General features: G+C 69.2%; 19 protein-coding genes. 14 read left to right on the top strand and 5 right to left on the bottom strand.

Translation table 11 applies throughout. From position 1 onward, the window contains the following. Positions 1 to 24 precede the first annotated feature (24 nt). The 6 genes from AWC17_RS28390 (at position 25) to regX (ending at position 6122) form a co-directional block, all read left to right on the top strand. Positions 25 to 1311 carry an ROK family protein gene (locus AWC17_RS28390; protein ID WP_231588661.1) on the top strand — a complete coding sequence of 429 codons (1287 nt, stop codon included), beginning with the start codon at positions 25 to 27 and terminating at the stop codon, positions 1309 to 1311. Positions 1312 to 1340: 29 nt separating this feature from the next. Continuing rightward, on the top strand, positions 1341 to 2642 hold the full coding sequence (mshA, locus tag AWC17_RS28385; RefSeq protein ID WP_231588662.1) for a D-inositol-3-phosphate glycosyltransferase: 1302 nt from the start codon (positions 1341 to 1343) through the stop codon (positions 2640 to 2642). A gap of 49 nt (positions 2643 to 2691) precedes the next feature. Next, positions 2692 to 3210, top strand: a complete 519-nt coding sequence (locus AWC17_RS28380; protein ID WP_046186118.1) for a type III secretion system chaperone family protein — start codon at positions 2692 to 2694, stop codon at positions 3208 to 3210. A 31-nt stretch (positions 3211 to 3241) separates the two neighbouring features. Then, the gene (locus AWC17_RS28375; protein WP_047322681.1) at positions 3242 to 3991 is read left to right on the top strand and encodes a phosphoglyceromutase; all 750 of its coding nucleotides are present in this window, start codon (positions 3242 to 3244) and stop codon (positions 3989 to 3991) included. A gap of 153 nt (positions 3992 to 4144) precedes the next feature. Further along, complete coding sequence (locus tag AWC17_RS28370) at positions 4145 to 5365, top strand: sensor histidine kinase (protein WP_141224832.1); 1221 nt, start codon at positions 4145 to 4147, stop codon at positions 5363 to 5365. A 73-nt stretch (positions 5366 to 5438) separates the two neighbouring features. Then, complete coding sequence (gene regX, locus AWC17_RS28365; RefSeq protein WP_046187060.1) at positions 5439 to 6122, top strand: two-component sensory transduction protein RegX; 684 nt, start codon at positions 5439 to 5441, stop codon at positions 6120 to 6122. Here regX and AWC17_RS28360 read toward each other — a convergent pair. Then, positions 6119 to 6607 carry an NUDIX hydrolase gene (locus AWC17_RS28360; protein ID WP_046187061.1) on the bottom strand — a complete coding sequence of 163 codons (489 nt, stop codon included), beginning with the start codon at positions 6605 to 6607 and terminating at the stop codon, positions 6119 to 6121. The genes regX and AWC17_RS28360 overlap by 4 nt on opposite strands. Before the next feature lie 201 nt (positions 6608 to 6808). Between AWC17_RS28360 and AWC17_RS33935 the strand changes: the two genes are divergently transcribed. Both AWC17_RS33935 and AWC17_RS34250 read left to right on the top strand, forming a co-directional pair. Continuing rightward, positions 6809 to 8062, top strand: a complete 1254-nt coding sequence (locus AWC17_RS33935; RefSeq protein ID WP_052742840.1) for a PPE family protein — start codon at positions 6809 to 6811, stop codon at positions 8060 to 8062. 28 nt (positions 8063 to 8090) lie between these two features. Further along, positions 8091 to 8399, top strand: coding sequence for a PPE family protein, SVP subgroup (locus tag AWC17_RS34250; protein ID WP_082123206.1), 309 nt, complete (start codon positions 8091 to 8093; stop codon positions 8397 to 8399). Here AWC17_RS34250 and AWC17_RS28345 read toward each other — a convergent pair. Genes AWC17_RS28345 through AWC17_RS28335 form a run of 3 tightly spaced genes read right to left on the bottom strand, consistent with a single transcriptional unit; the run spans position 8341 to position 11482 of the window. After that, positions 8341 to 10215, bottom strand: coding sequence for a GMC family oxidoreductase (locus tag AWC17_RS28345; protein WP_046186710.1), 1875 nt, complete (start codon positions 10213 to 10215; stop codon positions 8341 to 8343). The genes AWC17_RS34250 and AWC17_RS28345 overlap by 59 nt on opposite strands. After that, a complete protein-coding gene (locus AWC17_RS28340; RefSeq protein WP_046186709.1) occupies positions 10212 to 10541 on the bottom strand; it encodes a hypothetical protein in 330 nt (109 codons plus the stop codon). The genes AWC17_RS28345 and AWC17_RS28340 overlap by 4 nt, the downstream gene beginning before the upstream one ends. Next, positions 10538 to 11482, bottom strand: a complete 945-nt coding sequence (locus AWC17_RS28335; protein WP_047322680.1) for a hypothetical protein — start codon at positions 11480 to 11482, stop codon at positions 10538 to 10540. The genes AWC17_RS28340 and AWC17_RS28335 overlap by 4 nt, the downstream gene beginning before the upstream one ends. A 42-nt stretch (positions 11483 to 11524) precedes the next feature. Between AWC17_RS28335 and AWC17_RS28330 the strand changes: the two genes are divergently transcribed. Then, on the top strand, positions 11525 to 12247 hold the full coding sequence (locus AWC17_RS28330; protein WP_047322679.1) for a FadR/GntR family transcriptional regulator: 723 nt from the start codon (positions 11525 to 11527) through the stop codon (positions 12245 to 12247). A 3-nt stretch (positions 12248 to 12250) separates the two neighbouring features. On the opposite strand, the gene AWC17_RS28325 is transcribed toward AWC17_RS28330, so the two are convergent. Continuing rightward, a complete protein-coding gene (locus AWC17_RS28325; protein ID WP_046185665.1) occupies positions 12251 to 13036 on the bottom strand; it encodes a DUF3109 family protein in 786 nt (261 codons plus the stop codon). Between the two features lie 128 nt (positions 13037 to 13164). On the opposite strand from AWC17_RS28325, the gene AWC17_RS28320 reads away from it, so the two are divergent. From AWC17_RS28320 to proC, 5 genes are read left to right on the top strand one after another with little or no spacing between them, the layout of a single operon-like run. Further along, the gene (locus AWC17_RS28320) at positions 13165 to 14181 is read left to right on the top strand and encodes a Ppx/GppA family phosphatase (protein WP_046185672.1); all 1017 of its coding nucleotides are present in this window, start codon (positions 13165 to 13167) and stop codon (positions 14179 to 14181) included. Further along, the gene (locus tag AWC17_RS28315) at positions 14178 to 15122 is read left to right on the top strand and encodes a hypothetical protein (RefSeq protein ID WP_046185666.1); all 945 of its coding nucleotides are present in this window, start codon (positions 14178 to 14180) and stop codon (positions 15120 to 15122) included. Before AWC17_RS28320 ends, AWC17_RS28315 begins: the two co-directional genes overlap by 4 nt. A 25-nt stretch (positions 15123 to 15147) precedes the next feature. After that, complete coding sequence (locus tag AWC17_RS28310; RefSeq protein WP_046185667.1) at positions 15148 to 15990, top strand: sugar phosphate isomerase/epimerase family protein; 843 nt, start codon at positions 15148 to 15150, stop codon at positions 15988 to 15990. A gap of 14 nt (positions 15991 to 16004) precedes the next feature. After that, on the top strand, positions 16005 to 16856 hold the full coding sequence (locus AWC17_RS28305; protein WP_046185668.1) for a thioesterase family protein: 852 nt from the start codon (positions 16005 to 16007) through the stop codon (positions 16854 to 16856). Between the two features lie 27 nt (positions 16857 to 16883). Continuing rightward, positions 16884 to 17759 carry a pyrroline-5-carboxylate reductase gene (proC, locus tag AWC17_RS28300; RefSeq protein ID WP_197083476.1) on the top strand — a complete coding sequence of 292 codons (876 nt, stop codon included), beginning with the start codon at positions 16884 to 16886 and terminating at the stop codon, positions 17757 to 17759. The last annotated feature ends 135 nt before the right edge of the window (positions 17760 to 17894 follow it).

Raw genomic sequence — 17894 nt, 5'->3', positions numbered from 1 at the left:
AATACCCTCACTCAGACTCTCCATTTGCCCAGCCATGCCGGCTACAAGGGCCACCGGTCGGTACGCCGTCAGATCGTGCCGCCGGCACTGTATATCCCCGACTCGGCGGCGGCCTCGGTTTTCCGGGCCGTCCGATTGCGGGGCCCGGTCGGGCGTGACGTCATCGCCGGCGTCACCTCGCTGAGCATCGCGACGGTCAACCGCCAAGTCATTTCCCTGCTCGAAGCCGGTTTGCTGCGGGAACGCGCCGACCTGGCCGTCTCCGGAGCGATCGGCCGCCCACGGGTGCCGGTCGAGGTCAACCACGAACCGTTCGTGACGCTGGGCGTCCATATCGGCGCCCGGACCACCAGCATCGTGGCCACCGACCTCTTTGGTCGCACGCTCGACACCGTCGAGACGCCGACACCGCTCAGCCCCGCCGGGCCCGCGCTGGCGTCGCTGGCCGAGAGCGCCGCCCGCTATCTGCGGCGCTGGCATCGGCGCCGCCCGCTGTGGGTCGGCGTCGCGATCGGTGGCACCGTCGACAGCGCCACCGGCCACGTCGACCACCCGCGGCTGGGCTGGCGGCAGGCGCCGGTCGGTCCCGTGCTGGCCGACGCGCTCGGACTGCCCGTATCGGTGGCCTCGCACGTCGACGCGATGGCCGGGGCCGAGCTACTGCTCGGCATGCGACGGTTCCTGCCCAGCTCGCCTACCAGTTTGTATGTCTACGCCCGCGAGACCGTGGGCTACGCGCTGGTGATCGGTGGACGGGTGCACTGCCCGGCCAGCGGTCCCGGCACCATCGCGGCCCTGCCCGCGCACTCTGAGCTGCTCGGCGGCACCGGCCAGCTGGAATCCACGGTCAGCGACGAGGCGGTGCTGGCCGCCGCACGCCGGCTGCGGATCCTGCCGTTTGCCCCCGCGGGCCGCGCCAACGCACCGGCCGCCGGCATCGCCGACCTGCTGCGGGTGGCCCGGGCCGGCAACGGGCAGGCCAAAGAACTGCTGAACGAGCGGGGCCGCGTGCTCGGGGGGGCGGTGGCGTTGCTGCGCGACATGCTCAACCCCGACGCACTGGTGGTCGGTGGCCAGGCATTCACCGAGTATCCCGAGGCGATGGGGCACGTCGAGGCGGCATTCGCCGAACACTCGGTGTTGCCGCCGCGCGATATCCGCGTCACCGTCTTCGGCAACCGGGTGCAGGAGGCCGGCGCGGGGACCGTGTCGCTGGGCGGGCTGTACGCCGATCCGCTCGGCGCGATGCGGCGGGCCGGGGCGCTCAATCCGCGGCTGCGCGACGTCGCGGCCGACGAGTCTTCTGCTTAAGGCGAAGCCATGTCCTGGGCGTTGGGCTGGTGAACCAAACGTCCTGTAAAGATGTCAGAGTGCGGCACGATGACGTATTCCGGCTGAAACCGCGCCGCGTCGCAGTCTTGGCGGTGCACACCTCACCACTGGCCCAGCCGGGCACGGGCGACGCCGGGGGCATGAACGTCTACGTGCTGCAAACTGCGTTGCACTTGGCGCGGCGGGGCATCGAGGTGGAGATCTTCACCCGGGCCACCGCGTCCGCCGACCCGCCGGTCGCGCGGGTGGCGCACGGCGTGCTGGTGCGCAACGTGGTGGCGGGGCCGTTCGAGGGCCTGGACAAATACGATCTGCCCACGCAGCTGTGCGCGTTTGCCGCGGGGGTGCTGCGCGCGGAAGCGTCGCACGAACAGGGCTACTACGACATCGTGCACTCGCACTACTGGCTCTCCGGACAGGTCGGCTGGCTGGCCCGCGACCGCTGGGCAGTGCCGCTGGTGCACACCGCGCACACGCTCGCCGCGGTCAAGAATGCGGCACTGGCCGCGGGCGACGCGCCCGAGCCGCCGCTGCGCACGGTCGGCGAGCAGCAGGTCGTCGACGAGGCGGACCGGCTGATCGTCAACACCGACGACGAAGCCAGGCAACTGATTTCGGTCCACCGCGCCGACCCGGCGCGAATCGATGTCGTCCACCCCGGAGTGGATCTCGAGGTGTTCCGCCCGGGTGACCGACGGGCGGCCCGGGCCGCGCTGGGGTTGCCGCTCGACGGGGACGTGGTGGCGTTCGTCGGGCGGATTCAGCCGCTCAAGGCGCCCGACATCGTGCTGCGCGCCGCCGCGAAACTGCCGGGCGTGCGGATCGTGGTGGCCGGCGGCCCGTCGGGCAGCGGCCTGGCCTCCCCGGACGGGCTGCGGCAGCTGGCCGACGAGCTCGGCATCACGGCGCGGGTGACGTTCCTGCCCCCGCAGTCCCGCACCGACCTGGCCACCTTGTTCCAGGCCGCCAGCCTGGTCGCCGTGCCGAGCTATTCGGAGTCGTTCGGCCTGGTAGCCGTCGAGGCGCAGGCATGTGGCACGCCGGTGGTGGCCGCCGCCGTTGGCGGCCTGCCGGTGGCCGTGCGTGACGGGATCACCGGCACGCTGGTGTCCGGCCATGACGTCGATCAGTGGGCGGACGCCCTGGACCGGATGCTGCGCCTGCGCGCGCCGCAGGCCGAGGCGATGAGCCGCGCGGCCGCCGCGCATGCCGCCACCTTCTCCTGGGAGAGCACCACCGATGCGCTGCTGGCCAGCTATCGCCGCGCGATCAGCGAGTACACCGCCGAGCGCCGCGGGGTGGGCGCATGACCCGCGCCGGCGACGATGCAGAGCGGAGCGATGCTGAGGAGCGGCGCTCATGAGCGTTGCCGTCGAGCGCGTCGAGCGCGTGATCGAGGACGCGCTGCAGGCCAGTGGGCTGAAGTACTCGAAACACGAGGGGGCCCACGGCGGCCTGTCCGGCCTACTGGTGGAGCTGCCCGGCGAGCGCAAACTCAAGACGAACACCATCTTGAGTGTCGGCGAGCATTCGGTGCGCATCGAGGCGTTCGTGTGCCGCAAGCCCGATGAAAACCACGAGGGCGTCTACCGTTTCCTGCTCAAGCGGAACCGCCGCCTCTACGGCGTGGCCTACACGCTCGACAAGGTCGGCGACATCTATCTGGTGGGCCGCATGTCGCTGGCGTCGGTGGATGCCGACGAGATCGATCGAGTGCTCGGACAGGTGCTCGAAGCGGTAGATTCGGACTTTAATACGTTGCTGGAGTTGGGTTTTCGCTCGTCGATCCAGAAAGAGTGGGAGTGGCGGGTGTCCCGCGGCGAGTCGCTGAAGAACCTCGAGGCGTTCGCTCACCTGATCGACGAAGACGACGAGTAGCGCGTTCGGGGGCCGTGAGAGACTTGCCCGCATGGGAGACACTGCCACGCTGGTGCTGCTCCGCCACGGCGAGAGCGACTGGAATGCCCTGAACCTGTTCACCGGTTGGGTGGACGTCGGGCTGACCGAAAAGGGCCGGGCCGAGGCGGTGCGCAGCGGCGAGCTGATGGCCGAACAAGGCCTGTTGCCCGACGTCCTCTACACCTCGCTGCTGCGCCGCGCGATCACCACCGCGCACCTGGCGCTGGACGCCGCCGACCGGCTGTGGATCCCGGTGCGGCGCAGCTGGCGGCTCAACGAACGCCACTACGGCGCGCTGCAGGGCCTCAACAAGTCCGAGACCAAGGAGCGCTACGGCGAGGAGCAATTCATGACGTGGCGGCGCAGCTACGACACGCCGCCGCCGCCGATCGAGCGGGGTAGCCAGTTCAGCCAGGACACCGACCCCCGGTACGCCAACATCGGCGGCGGCCCGCTGACCGAATGCCTGGCCGACGTGGTGGTCCGGTTTCTGCCGTATTTCACCGACGTCATCGTCCCGGACCTGCGCAGCGGCAAAACGGTCCTGATCGTCGCGCACGGCAACTCGCTGCGAGCCCTGGTCAAGTACCTCGACCAGATGTCCGACGACGACGTCGTCGGGCTGAACATTCCGACCGGGGTTCCGCTGCGCTACGACCTGGATGCCGACCTGCGGCCGGTGGTGCCGGGCGGTACCTACCTCGATCCGGAGGCCGCCGCCGCGGGTGCCGCGGCGGTTGCCAGCCAGGGACGCGGGTGAAGGTGGCCCGCGGGCCCATTGCGGGTTTTAAAGGCCTGTTCGCCGAACATCGCGTGAACGGGAGTGGAACACCTGAAGCGCAAAGTGTGACTTGTCCGATTTTGGCCTCGTTCCGCTAGGGCGGCGTTCAGGAAGATTTGTAGGATTTGCTATGTGACTGTGTTCTCGGCGCTGTTGCTGGCCGGGGTGTTGTCCCTGCTGGGGCTGGCCATAGGTGTAGCAGCCGGGACCCGGCTGTCGCCGAAAGCGGCCCAGCGCCGGCAGCGAGTGAGCACCGAATGGACCGGGATCACCGTCGCGCAGATGCTGCAACGGATCGTCGCCCTGATGCCGCTGGGGGTGGCGGTGGTGGATTCCCACCGCGACGTCGTCTACCTCAACGACCGGGCCGGGGAGCTGGGCCTGGTGCGCGACCGGCAGCTCGACGACCAGGCGTGGGAGGCGGCGCAGCAGGCGCTGAGCGGCGTCGACGTCGAATTCGACCTGCGGCCCGCCAAACGCGCGGCGGGACGGTCCGGGCTATCGGTGCACGGACAGGCCCGGCTGCTCAGTGAAGAAGACCGCCGGTTCGCCGTGGTGTTCGTCCACGACCAGTCCGATTACGCGCGCATGGAAGCGACCAGGCGCGACTTCGTGGCCAATGTCAGCCACGAGCTCAAGACCCCGGTTGGCGCCATGGCCCTGCTCGCCGAGGCCCTGTTGGCGTCCGCGGACGACCCCGAAACCGTTCGCCGGTTTGCCGAGAGGGTGCTCGTCGAAGCCAACCGGCTGGGGGACATGGTCGCCGAGCTGATCGAGCTGTCCCGGCTGCAGGGCGCCGAGCGGTTACCTAACGTGACCGAGGTCGATGTGGATACCGTTGTGTCGGAGGCCATTTCACGTCACAAAGTGGCCGCCGACAACGCTCAGATCGAGGTTCGCACCGACGCGCCCAGCGGCTTGCGGGTGCTGGGCGACGAAACGCTTCTGGTCACCGCGCTGGCCAATCTGGTGTCTAATGCGATCGCCTACTCGCCGCCCGGTTCGCCGGTCTCGATCAGCCGCCGCCGCCGCGGCGACAACATCGAGATCGCCGTCACCGACCGTGGCATCGGGATCGCACTGGAAGACCAGGAGCGGGTCTTCGAGCGGTTCTTCCGGGGGGACAAGGCACGCTCGCGCGCCACTGGCGGCAGCGGGCTGGGCCTGGCGATCGTCAAACATGTCGCGGCCAATCACAACGGCAGCATCGGTGTGTGGAGCAAACCGGGGACCGGATCCACATTCACGCTGTCGATTCCGGCCTATAAGGACAATGACGAACAACCGGAGCAACCGCAGGGTCGCGAAGTGCGGCCCAACAGGTCACAACGAGAGGAAGAACCAAGTAGATGACCCGCGCTAACGACAATGCAAACAGACGCGATGAGGTGGGGGCACCTCCCGCTTGCGGGGGAGAGTGGCGCGCATGACGAGTGTGCTGATCGTGGAGGACGAGGAGTCGCTGGCCGATCCGCTGGCATTCCTGTTGCGCAAGGAGGGCTTCGAGGCCACGGTAGTGACCGACGGGCCGGCCGCGCTGGCCGAGTTCGATCGCGGTGGCGCCGACATCGTGCTGCTCGATCTGATGCTGCCCGGCATGTCGGGGACGGATGTGTGCAAGCAGCTGCGTGCCCGTTCCAGCGTGCCGGTGATCATGGTGACCGCGCGGGACAGCGAGATCGACAAGGTCGTCGGGTTGGAGCTCGGCGCGGACGACTATGTGACCAAGCCGTATTCGGCGCGCGAGTTGATCGCCCGGATCCGCGCGGTGCTGCGCCGTGGCGGTGACGACGACTCCGAGATCAGCGACGGTGTGCTCGAGTCCGGACCGGTACGGATGGACGTTGAGCGACACGTCGTATCGGTCAACGGCGACACAATCACCTTGCCGCTCAAGGAGTTTGACTTGCTGGAGTACCTGATGCGCAACAGCGGTCGGGTGCTGACCCGCGGACAGTTGATCGACCGGGTGTGGGGTGCCGATTACGTCGGCGACACCAAGACGCTCGACGTCCACGTCAAGCGGTTGCGGTCCAAGATCGAAGCCGACCCGGCCAACCCGGTCCATCTGGTGACGGTGCGGGGGCTGGGCTACAAGCTCGAAGGCTAGGCCCGCTCAGCGGGCGCGTTGGTGTCGAACACGGTCCGGGAATCGTCGCTGGCGCTCAACGCAATACGCCGACGCATGTTCGCTGTCATCGGCGGAAGGTCATCGAGGTCGAACCACTGCGCTGCCGCGGTCTCGTCGTCGGCTGCAAACGGCTCTCCCGATAGCCACTGCATCCGGAATACGTGATCGAGGTACTGGGCCTGATCGCCGTTGGCGTGCACCGTCGGCCGGGTCACGTGCACCCAGGCGAGCCTGGTGGCTCGCGCGCTGACCCCGGTCTCTTCGGTCACTTCACGAGCAGCGCAGTCTGCCGGGTTCTCTCCGGGCTCGACGATCCCGGTCACCGCCGTCCAGGCGCCGTTATCTGAGCGCTGTACCAGCAATACTTGTCCGTCGCGAATGGTGACCGCCGTGACGCCGGCCAGCCACAACGGTGCGGTCCCGACCGCCCGCCGAAGCTCGACGATGAAGCCAGGGATCGGCACGCACCGTTCTTAACACGACTACCGGGCGTCGGTCACCCCTCGTCGGCCGCCCGGGCCGGTCCACCCGTAATGGGACGCGGCGTGCCGTCACGCGGTGTTGACGCGCGGAACTGAGCCGCGTGGGGGCTTTTTCTCCTGCCGTTGAAAAGTTATTCTATGGCTGTTGAAAAAAGAACCTTGGCCCGGAGAGGGACCGACGACATGGATTTCGCTTCGCTGCCCCCGGAGATCAACTCCGGGCTCATGTGTGCCGGCCCCGGGTCAGGGCCGATGCTGGCGGCCGGGGCCGGTTGGGACGCGTTGGCCGCCCAGCTGGAGTCCACCGCCAGTGGCTATGCAGCCGAGCTGGCCGGACTGACCGGCCAGGCGTGGTCCGGTCCCTCGTCGCTGCTGATGACGGCCGCGGCCACCCCCTACGTGGAGTGGCTGTCCACTGCCGCAGCCCAAGCCGCGCAGACCGGCGTCCAGGCCTACGCGGCGGCGGCGGCCTATGAGGCGGCGTTTGCGATGACGGTGCCGCCGCCGGTGATCGCGGCCAACCGGGCGCAGTTGATGGCGCTGATCGCAACCAATTTCTTCGGGCAGAACACCCCGGCGATCGCGGCCACCGAAGCTCAATACATGCAGATGTGGGTCCAAGACGCCACGGCGATGTATGGCTATGCCGCCGCGTGCGAGACCGCCAGCACCCTGACCCCGTTTGACGACCCGCCGCAGACGGCCAACTCGACAGGGCAGGACGCCCAGGCCCAGATGGTGGCGCAGGCCACGGACAACGCCACCAGAGCCACGCAGCAGCTGTCCTCGACCAATGCCACGATGCATACCCTCGGCTCGGCCAGCGCCGACACCGTCGGGCCTGTCGCTCCCGGCCAAACTGTGACCGTCTCGCCGGGCGGCATCATCGACATCGGCACCGACACGGGCGTGTACGTCAACAGCGGCTCGATCACGATCACGGGGCCCGGCACCAACCTCATCAGCTTCGGCAGCGTCATTGTCAACCCCGGCAGCACAATTCACACGCTCATCGACTGTTCCGAGGGCGGTGTGCTGATCCCAGGCGGCGTCGACGTCACTGCCGACGCCAGCCCCCTCATCCTCACCCCTGGATCTTTCCAGGAGGTTTTGGTCACCCTCGTCAACGGCTCCGCCACACTTCCCGTTGTCGGCGCGGAACAGGTCGCCATCCAAACCATCGGGAACACCGCCACCGCTATCGCCGGCCCCGCCGGCGCGTCCATCACGAACGTCTTCGGCACCGTCGCCGTCGCTTCCGTGACCCCCATCCCCGGCTCGTCGAGCACATTGGTGGCCCCGTTAGGCGGGCTGGCCGCGCCAGGCCTGGCGGGTACCGCAGGAATTCAGCCTCAGCTCAACGTCGATGGGCTGATGGAATGGGCTCAAACCGTTTCCGGTGCCGACCTAGCCGCCAACCTGGCGGGTGCCGGTTGAGGGTAGGCAAATCGTGGTAGGCGGGAACATGCAGGAGGATGCCAAATCCCGGGCGGTATGGCCGTTTCACCCCTCGTCCGGTATTGGCGTGCCGTCCGCGGGAGTCGGCGAGGCGGCTCCGCTCGGTCCGCTGTCGGTGCCGCCGGCCTGGACGATGATCGCCTCTAAGGTCGAATCGACTCCGCCTTCTTCACCGGATTTCAGCGTCAATGCCGTCCCGCCGGTCGTCCCGGGAATGTCGCCGGGACGCACGTTCCGGCAGGCCTTGATGGCAACGGTCACCGGATGCGGCGGGCGTCCACCACCTCGTCGGCCACGCCCAGCGCCAGCGCCATGATCGACACCTGCGGGTTGACCTCCGGGCAGCTCGGCAGGATCGAGGCGTCGGCGACCCACACCCCGTCCACGCCGCGCAGCTTCCCGGTCTCGTCGACCGGGCAGAGCTGATCGCCGGCGCCAGCGGCCGCCGTGCCCGTCGGGTGGAAAGCGGCCAAGTGCAGGCTTCTCGGGCCGGTCCGACGAAGCGCGTCCTGCAGGGCGGGCAGCGACGTGACTGTCTTCGCCTCGGGTAAACCGGTGAGCACCTCGACGGCACCCGCGGCGAACAGCAACCGGCCCATGGCCTCCATCGCCGTCATGAGCTTGGCGACATCGGCTCGGTCGATGGGGTAGCGGATGACCGTCTCGCCGCGCGCGGACGACACCGAGCCGACACCGCGGTCGGCCACCATGGCGCCGAACGTCGCCACCTGGGGTGCCCGGTCCAGCCAGCCGAGCAGCTCGGCGCCGTAGCCGGGAAAGACCATCGACCCCATCCCGGGCGGGGTGGAGGTCGCTTCGATGAGCACGCCGTGTGATTCGTGCAGCTCGTGAACCGCGGCGCTCTGCAACACCCCGTGCCAGGCGACGACGTCTTCCTCGAAGCGCCCGGCGAGCACCGTCGCCGGGTGCAGCGCCAGGTTGCGGCCGAGCCGCGGGTGTGCGCCAAGGCCGCTGCGCCGCAACAGGTTCGGTGTCTCGGTGGCGCCGGCGGCCACGACGACCGTGTCGGCGATGATGTCCAGTGCGGTGCCGTCGGGCCGGCGGCCGCGCACCCCGCGGGCGCGTCCGTGCTGGTGCAGCACCCGTTCGACCCGGGCTTGCGAGATGATGCGGGCGCCGGCCGCACAGGCCTGGGGCAGCGCGTTGAGGTGCACGCCGAATTTGGCGTTGCGGGGGCAGCCGATCGCGCACTGGCAACAGCCTTCACAGCCCGGCGCGTTGCGCGGGATGGGTGCCGCCTCCCAACCCAGCGTGTCGGCGGCGTCCAACAGCAGCCGCCCGTTGCGGCCCATGATCTCCAGCGGCACCGGGGCGACCCGCAGCGTGCGTTCGACGTCGTCGAGGCGCTCGGCCAGCCGGTCGAGATCGGCAAGAGCAAGGCCGAATTCGTCGCGCCAGCGCCGCTGCACGGCCGGCGGCGGCCGGTAGCAGGTACCGGAGTTCACCACCGTGGTGCCGCCGACCGCCCGGCCGATGGGAAGCACCACCGACGGGCGTCCCAGGGCGACGGTGGCTCCGGCGCCCCGGTACAACCCGGCATAGCGATCGATCGGATGGGTGGTGCGGAATTCCTCGACAGTCCACCGCCGTCCCTCCTCGAGAACGACGACGTCCAGTCCCGCCCGCGCCAGGGTGCGGGCCACCATCGCACCGCCGGCGCCGGAACCGATGACCACGGCATCGGCGGTGACGACGGACGGGCTGTCGGCCGAAACGGTGACGGTCAGATCCGCGTCGGGGCGCGCCACGTCGTGCCGGTGGGCGCGGGCGAAGAGTTCCGGCGCGTAGGCGTCGGCGCCGTTGGCCAGCAACACGATTGCCTTGATGGCTTCGATGGCCGCACCGGCCTCCGGGCTGAGCGAAGCCACCCGGCGCAGCACCTGATCGCGTCGGTCGGGGCTCAGCCGCGACAGTGACCGGCCGGTGGTGAGATAGCTTGCGGCAGTGGCCGATACCATACCGGCCCGTACACCCAGCCGGGACGTCGCCGGGAGCTGGGTGAGGTAGCGCTCGATGCGCTCGACCAGCTGAGCCGGTGGGGGGCCGCCGTACTCCTCCGGCAGCAGAGCGGTGCCGAACGACGCCGTTGCCCGCTCGGCCAGATGACTCATAGCAGGCGTCCGAGCCGGCGGCCCATCTTGATGAAGAACGGGTAGGTGGCGAAGATGGCCCCGGCGGCGGCATGCATGGGCCAGTCGAGCTGTTCGGTTTGTACACCGAAAACGCCACTGTTCCACATGAAGTCGCGGCCGTTGCGGGCGCGGAAGGGCCGCCACAGCATGCCGAGCCCGGGGACGTTGTTGTAGAGCCCGAACGATCCGCCGAAGAAGACACCCAGGGTGGCGGCCTCGGCGACATCGCGACGATCCGAGGGCACCTGCCGTTCGATTAGCGCTCCGGCGGCGAACAGCAGTGGTGGGTCGAGTAGAAAGCTCATGTCGGAATCCTTTCGTTGACGTCGGGTGCCTCGGGGCCACGCAGGCCGACTTCGGCATGTCCTAGCACCGACCAGCGCCGCTCGTCGATCTCGATGTGGACCTCGGCTTGTTCGGTGTTGGTGCACACCGCCTTGCCGCCGTCGGGGTCGGTGTAGCCCAGGCTAACGCACTTCTCCGCCGGCTGGTCGATCCGGATGAGCACCCGGCGACCGCCGATGCGCCCCTCCAGCTGCCAGTGCTCCAGGCCGAGCGTCGTCCGCATCCGCAGCGACGGCAAGGTGCTTGCGGGCCAATCCTTTCCGTCGATACGGAAGCGCACGAAGGCCATTGGCGCAAGCTTGCGCAGCCCCGGCTTGTGCGAGACGGCGGTTACCGCCTCGCACACGTCGCCGTTGCCAAGGTCGGCGTGGACCCAGCCCCAGCGCTTGGCGTTGCCGTGCCCGTAGATGTGGGCGACGCCGCCGCGCCACCCCTCGATGCGCGCGGCGGCGTCGTTAATGGTCAGCGAGCCGGTGAAGTCGGCGGTGGGGGCGACGACGACTTGGGCGCCCGGCAGCAGCTCGCGGTCCCAGGCCGCGCGGGGAAACGTCCAGAGCGGAGCGCCGGCGTCGGTCCAGGACAGATCCCAGGCGAGTGACCGGGCACGTCCGGCGAGCTGCCCGTCGGCCACCCGGACACCTGCGGCGTTGAACCAGTCGGTGCCGGCCGCGGGCTGGACGGGCTCGGGCCCGAACCGCTCGGTGCGGGGCGGGCCGTCGGGCGGAAACCAGGTGGCCCAGCCGTGCGCGTAGGCGGCGCCCTGTAGCGGCGCCACGGTCTCGCAGTGAACCCACAGGCCGGCGCGCGTCGCCGGATCCGACAGGGTGGCGTACCAGACTTCCAGGCGGCCGGCCTTGCCGCGCCAGCGTGGGGTCGCTGCCGATCGCATGTCGCCGTCCATTGCTCACCTTTCGTGGGTTCGTCCACTATATTGGTTGAGCCAATGAACCAGTCAAGTCCGCTGCGTCCGCTCGACCGCCAACGCGTCGATGAACAGATCGCCGCGTCGATCGCCGACGCCATCCTCGACGGCGCGTTTCCGCCGGGTTCGGCCCTGCCGCCCGAGCGCGACCTGGCCGAACAGCTCGGTGTCAACCGCACATCGCTGCGGCAGGGTCTGGCCCGGCTGCAGCAGATGGGTCTGATCGAGGCCCGGCACGGCAGCGGCAACGTGGTCGCGGACCCGCAGGCGCTGACCCATCCCGCGGTGGTCGAGGCGCTGGTCCGCAAACTGGGGCCCGACTTTCTGATGGATCTGTTCGAGATCCGGGCCGCCCTGGGCCCGTTGATCGGCCGGTCGGCCGCGCGGCGTGGCGCCCCCGAGGATGCCGAGGCTCTGCGCGCCGCGTTGGCCGCGGTCCGGGAGGCCGATAGCGCACCGGCGCGCCAGGCCGCCGACCTCGCCTACTTCCGGGTGCTCATCCATCACAGCCGCAACCGCGCACTGGTGTTGCTCTATCGCTGGGTCGAGCACGCCTTCGGCGGCCGGGAGCACGAACTCACCGCCGCTTATGACGACGCCGCGCCCGTGGTGGCCGGCCTGAGTGCGATCACCGACGCCGTGCTGGCGGGCGACGAGCCCGCGGCCGCGGCCGCCGTCGAGGAGTACCTGCGCGCTAGCGCACAACGAATGGTCTTGTCGTACAACAAGACTCAAGTGATCTAGGGGTTATTCGGCGAGGCGGGTGGCCGGGTGCACCGCGATGAGTCCCAACTTGCTGCGGCGCTTGCACATCGCCGCGAGTTCCGCGTAGGCCTTGGCGCCGAGCAGCTCGGTGAGCTCGTCGGCCATGCTCTCCCACACCTGCTTGGCGCCGACATGGGCGCCGGGGTCGCCGGTGCAATACCAGTGCAGGTCGGCACCCCCGGAGCCCCAGCCGCGCCGATCGTATTCGGTGACAGTGGTTTTGAGGATCTCGGTGCCGTCGGGCCGCGTCACCCACTCCTGGCTGCGCCGGATCGGCAACTGCCAGCAGACGTCGGGCTTCATGGTCAGTGGCGCGACGCCCAGCTTGAGGGCCTTGCTGTGCAGGGCGCATCCGACGCCGGCGGGAAAGCCGGGCCGGTTCAAGAAGATGCAGGCGTCCTTGTGCTTGCGGGTGCGGTACTGGGGTTGCCCGTCGTGCTCGTCGAGCTCCAAATACCCCTTGCGGCCCAAGCCCTTTTCGCGGAACTGCCAGTCTTGGTCGGTCAGGTGCTTCACCGCGTCGTCCAGCCGGGCGCGGTCGTCGTCGTCGGATAAGAACGCCCCGTGCGAGCAGCATCCGTCATCCGGGCGGCCGGCCACCGTGCCGTGGCAGGCGGGCGTGCCGAACACGCACGTCCAGCGGGATAGCAACCACGTCAGGTCGGCCGCGATCAGGTGCTCGGGATTGTCCGGGTCGTAGAACTCCACCCACTCACGGGCGAAGTCCAGTTCGACCTCGTGTCCCGGCTCCGGGTAGGAATTCGCCACGGGTCCACGTTAGACGACGATTCCGGCTCTTCGACCCGCTGACACTCGGGGCCCGACGGCGCAAGATCGGCAACGCCCACAGCGGGCCGCAACGCGAGACCCACCCCTATCCGACTAGGTTGTTTTTCGTGCGATTGGGCGTGCTCGACGTGGGCAGCAACACGGTTCACCTCCTGGTGGTTGATGCGCACCGTGGCGGGCATCCCACGCCCATGAGTTCGACGAAGGCCACGCTGCGTCTGGCGGAGTCGATCGACAGCTCCGGCAAGATCACCAAGCGCGGCGCCGAGAAGCTGATCTCCACGATCGACGAGTTCGCCAAGATCGCGGACAGCTCGGGCTGCGCCGAGCTGATGGCCTTTGCCACGTCCGCGCTGCGTGACGCGGTGAACTCCGACGACGTGCTCACCCGCGTCCGCAAAGAGACCGGTGTCGAGCTGGAGGCACTGAGCGGGGTCGACGAGTCGCGGCTGACCTTCCTGGCCGTGCGCCGGTGGTACGGGTGGAGCGCGGGCCGGATCATCAACCTCGACATCGGCGGCGGCTCGCTGGAGATGTCCAGCGGCGTGGACGAGGAGCCCGAGGTCGCCCTGTCGCTGCCGCTGGGCGCCGGCCGATTGACCCGTGAGTGGCTGCCCGACGATCCACCCGGCAGGCGGCGGGTGGGGATGCTGCGGGACTGGCTGGACGCCGAGATCGCCGATGCCGCCGTGACCGTGCTGGAAGCCGGCGGGCCCGACCTGGCGGTGGCGACGTCGAAGACGTTTCGCTCGCTGGCAAGGCTCACCGGCGCGGCGCCGTCGGCGGCCGGGCCGCGGGCGAAGAGGACGCTCACAGCAAACGGCCTCAGGCAACTCATATCTTTCATCTCTAGGATGACGACCGCCGACCGGGCAGAACTGGAAGGGGTGAGCGCCGAGCGGGCGCCGCAGATCGTGGCGGGTGCGCTGGTGGCGGAGGCGAGTATGCGAGCGCTGTCGATTGAATCGGTGGATATCTGCCCGTGGGCGTTACGGGAAGGTCTCATCTTGCGCAAACTCGACAGCGAAGCCGACGGAACGCCCCTCATGAAGCGATCCGTGCGCGATGCTGGAGGCCAGGCAGGTGATCGGGACGGCAACCGATCGAGAGGCGACAAAGCATGACCGGACCACACTCCGAGACCGAGAGCCCCGGCACTCGGCCCATCTCGGTGGCCGAACTTCTGGCCAGGAATGGAACCATCGGTGCGCCCGCAGTGACGCGGCGCAGACGCCGCCGGCGCGGCGACAGCGATGCGGTGACCGTCGCCGAGCTGACCGGCGAGATTCCCGTCATCCGTGACGACGACGAGGACCCCCGCACGGCCGAACAGCCGAGCGCCGAACCCGTCGCCGAGCAGGCCCCGCCCGAGCGGCAAGTCGAAGACAAGCCCGCCCCCTCGTACTGGTCGCAGCCGGAGCCGCGCTGGCCCAAGTCGCCATCGCAGCCCAAGAAGGCGATGGGGCCCGAGCGCAGCGCTTACCCCCGCCCCCTGAGCCATGTCGAGGCGGGGGAGACCAGTGGCACCTGGCGATCCGGTGCCGAGGGCATGAATCCCGACCCGCTGGACCATTACAGCGATCTCCCGGTGGACGTGATGGATTCGGAGGTTCGCGAAGCCGAACCCGCGCTGGAGGATTCCGCGTACGTGCGTTCCTACCTGCAGACCGAGACCGACGAGGTCGAGGAGGACGCGGACCCGCTGGCCACCGGACTGCTGCCGGGCGAGGAAGACCACCTCGATCTCGAGACCGAGCGGGCGGACGCGGCCGCCGACGTCCACACAGCGCCGGGCAGACTCGAGGCGCTGTGGCGCGGCAGCCTGGTCGTATTCCAGTCGATTCTGGCGGTCGCGTTCGGTGCGGGATTGTTCGTCGCCTTCGACCAACTCTGGCGCTGGAACAGCATCGTGGCGTTGGTGCTCTCGGTCCTGGTGATCCTTGGCCTGGTGGTCGGCGTTCGGGTGGTGCGCAAGACCGAGGACATCGCCAGCACGTTGATCGCGGTCGCGGTGGGGGCCCTGATCACCCTGGGTCCCCTGGCGCTGTCGTTGCAGTCGGGCTAGGCGGACCAGGAAACCCCACGGACCGTTGCGCCCAGCTATCAAAGTCGGACTTTCAACGGCTTCGGTGTACCCATTGCGGGCCGAGGCCGCGTTCGAGTACGCGGCCCGGCTCGGCTACGACGGGGTCGAGCTGATGGTGTGGGCCGAGACGGTCAGTCAGGACATCGACGCTGTCCAGAAACTGTCCCGGCGCTATCGCGTACCGGTGTTGTCCGTGCACGCGCCCTGCCTGCTGATCTCCCAACGGGTGTGGGGCGCCAACCCGATCCCCAAGCTGGACCGCAGTGTGCGGGCCGCCGAACAACTCGGCGCGCAGACCGTCGTCGTGCACCCGCCGTTTCGCTGGCAGCGTCGCTACGCCGAGGGATTCAGCGACCAGGTCGCCGCGCTGGAAGCATCGAGCGACGTGATGGTCGCGGTGGAAAACATGTTCCCGTTCCGCGCGGACCGGTTCTTCGGGCTCGGCCAATCGCGGGAGCGGATGCGCCGGCGTGGCGGCGGCCCGGGCCCGGCGATATCGGCGTTCGCGCCCTCTTACGACCCGTTGGACGGCGATCACGCGCACTACACGCTGGACCTGTCCCATACCTCGACAGCGGGCAGCGACTCGCTGGACATGGCGCAGCGGATGGGAAGCGGGTTGGTCCACCTGCACCTGTGCGACGGCAGCGGCCTGCCCGCCGACGAGCACCTGGTGCCCGGACGCGGCACGCAGCCCACCGCCGAGGTATGCCAGATGTTGGCCTGCAGCCACTTCGCCGGCCACGTCATCCTGGAGGTGTCCACGTCCAGCGCGCGTTCAGCCAATGAGCGCGAAAGCATGCTCGCCGAATCGTTGGAGTTCGCCCGCACGCACCTGCTGCGCTGACAATCCAGGAGACCATGAACGCGTTATTCACCACGGCAATGACATTGCGGGAGGTTGATCCGGGCGTCTTCGAGGGCGAGCTCAACAAGCACTGGACCATCGGTCCCAAGGTGCACGGGGGCGCGATGCTGGCGCTCTGCGCCAAAGCGGCCCGCACCGCCTGCGGCGGATCGTCGGCCGGCGTCGAACCGGTCCAGCAACCCGTCGCGGTGTCGGCGAGCTTCCTGTGGGCCCCCGATCCGGGGCCGATGCGGCTGGTGACGTCGATCCGCAAGCGCGGCCGCCGGATCAGCGTCGCCGACGTCGAGCTGACCCAGGGCGACCGCACCGCGGTGCATGCCGTGGTCAACCTCGGCGAGCCGGAGCATTGGCATCCGGACGGCTCGGAAGGGGTAGCCAAGCCGCTGCTGTCGGCCAACCCGGTGGTGGACCTGATGGCGCCCGAGCCCCCGGACGACGTCGCGCCGATCGGTCCCGGCCACCCGCTGGCCGGCCTGGTGCACCTGGGTGAAGGCTGCGACGTGCGCCCGGTGCTATCGACCCTTGGGCCGTCCGCCGGCGGGGGCCCGCCGGTGATCCAGATGTGGGCGCGCCCCCGGGGCGTGGCTCCGGACGCGCTGTTCGCGCTCATGTGCGGGGATCTGTCGGCGCCGGTGACCTTCGCCGTGGAGCGCACCGGCTGGGCTCCCACCGTCCAGCTGACCGCCTTCCTGCGCGGCCTGCCCGCCGACGGGTGGCTGCGAATCATCGCGACGTGCACGGAGATCGGGCATGACTGGTTCGACGAGGACCACACCGTGGTCGACAGTCTGGGCCGCCTCGTGGTGCAAGCCCGCCAACTGGCGTTGGTCCCTGCCGCTGGGTAGCCGCCGGTGTCTGCGATGCTGTCGGGCATGGCAAGAATCGCGATCATCGGTGGCGGCAGCATCGGGGAGGCGCTGCTGTCGGGTCTGCTGCGCGCGGGCCGGCAGGTCAAAGACCTGGTGGTGGCCGAACGGGTTGCCGAGCGCGCCCAGTATCTCGCGGACACCTATTCGGTGTTGATCACTTCGGTGGCCGATGCGGTGGAGAACGCGTCCTTCGTCGTCGTGGCGGTGAAGCCCGGCGATGTCGAGCCGGTGATGGCGGAGCTGGCCCGGGTGGCCGGCGCGTCCGAGAGCGACAGCGCTGAGCAGGTGTTCGTCACCGTCGCGGCAGGGATCGGCATCTCGTATTTCGAGTCGAAGCTCCCGGCCGGGACGCCGGTGATCCGGGCGATGCCGAACGCGGCGGCGCTGGTCGGCGCGGGGGTGACCGCGCTGGCCAAGGGCCGGTTCGTCACCGCCCCGCAGCTCGAAGGGGTCTCGGCCCTGTTCGATTCCGTCGGCGGCGTGCTGACCGTGCCGGAAGCCCAAATGGACGCCGTGACCGCGCTATCGGGGTCTGGCCCGGCGTATTTCTTCTTGATGGTCGAGGCCCTGGTGGATGCGGGGGTCGCCGCGGGTCTGAGCCGGGACGTGGCCTCCGACCTGACGGCGCAGACGATGGCCGGATCGGCGGCCATGCTGCTGGAACGGATGGACGCGGAGCGGCGACCGGGTGAGGGGGAGGCGCCGGGGTTGCGGGTGGACGCCACGGCAACGCAGCTGCGGGCGACCATCACCTCGCCTGGTGGCACCACCGCAGCGGGGCTTCGCGAACTGGAAAGGGGCGGCCTCCGGGCGGCCGTCGATGCGGCGGTTCAGGCCGCCAAAACGCGCTCTGAGCAGCTAAGAATTACATCGGAGTAATCCAAGAATTTTGAACTGATTGTCCCCCACCAGTACCAGTAACCCCATTAGTCCCGCTATTCTCCTCTTGTATGCCCGTGTGGGTGCCAGCGGAGGGGAAGCCGCTGGCGTTGCGCGGGCCTGACACGATTGGGT

The sequence above is a fragment of the Mycobacterium nebraskense genome (assembly GCF_002102255.1).
Taxonomy (GTDB): domain Bacteria; phylum Actinomycetota; class Actinomycetes; order Mycobacteriales; family Mycobacteriaceae; genus Mycobacterium; species Mycobacterium nebraskense.
This window is presented reverse-complemented; position numbering and strand designations above follow the sequence as displayed.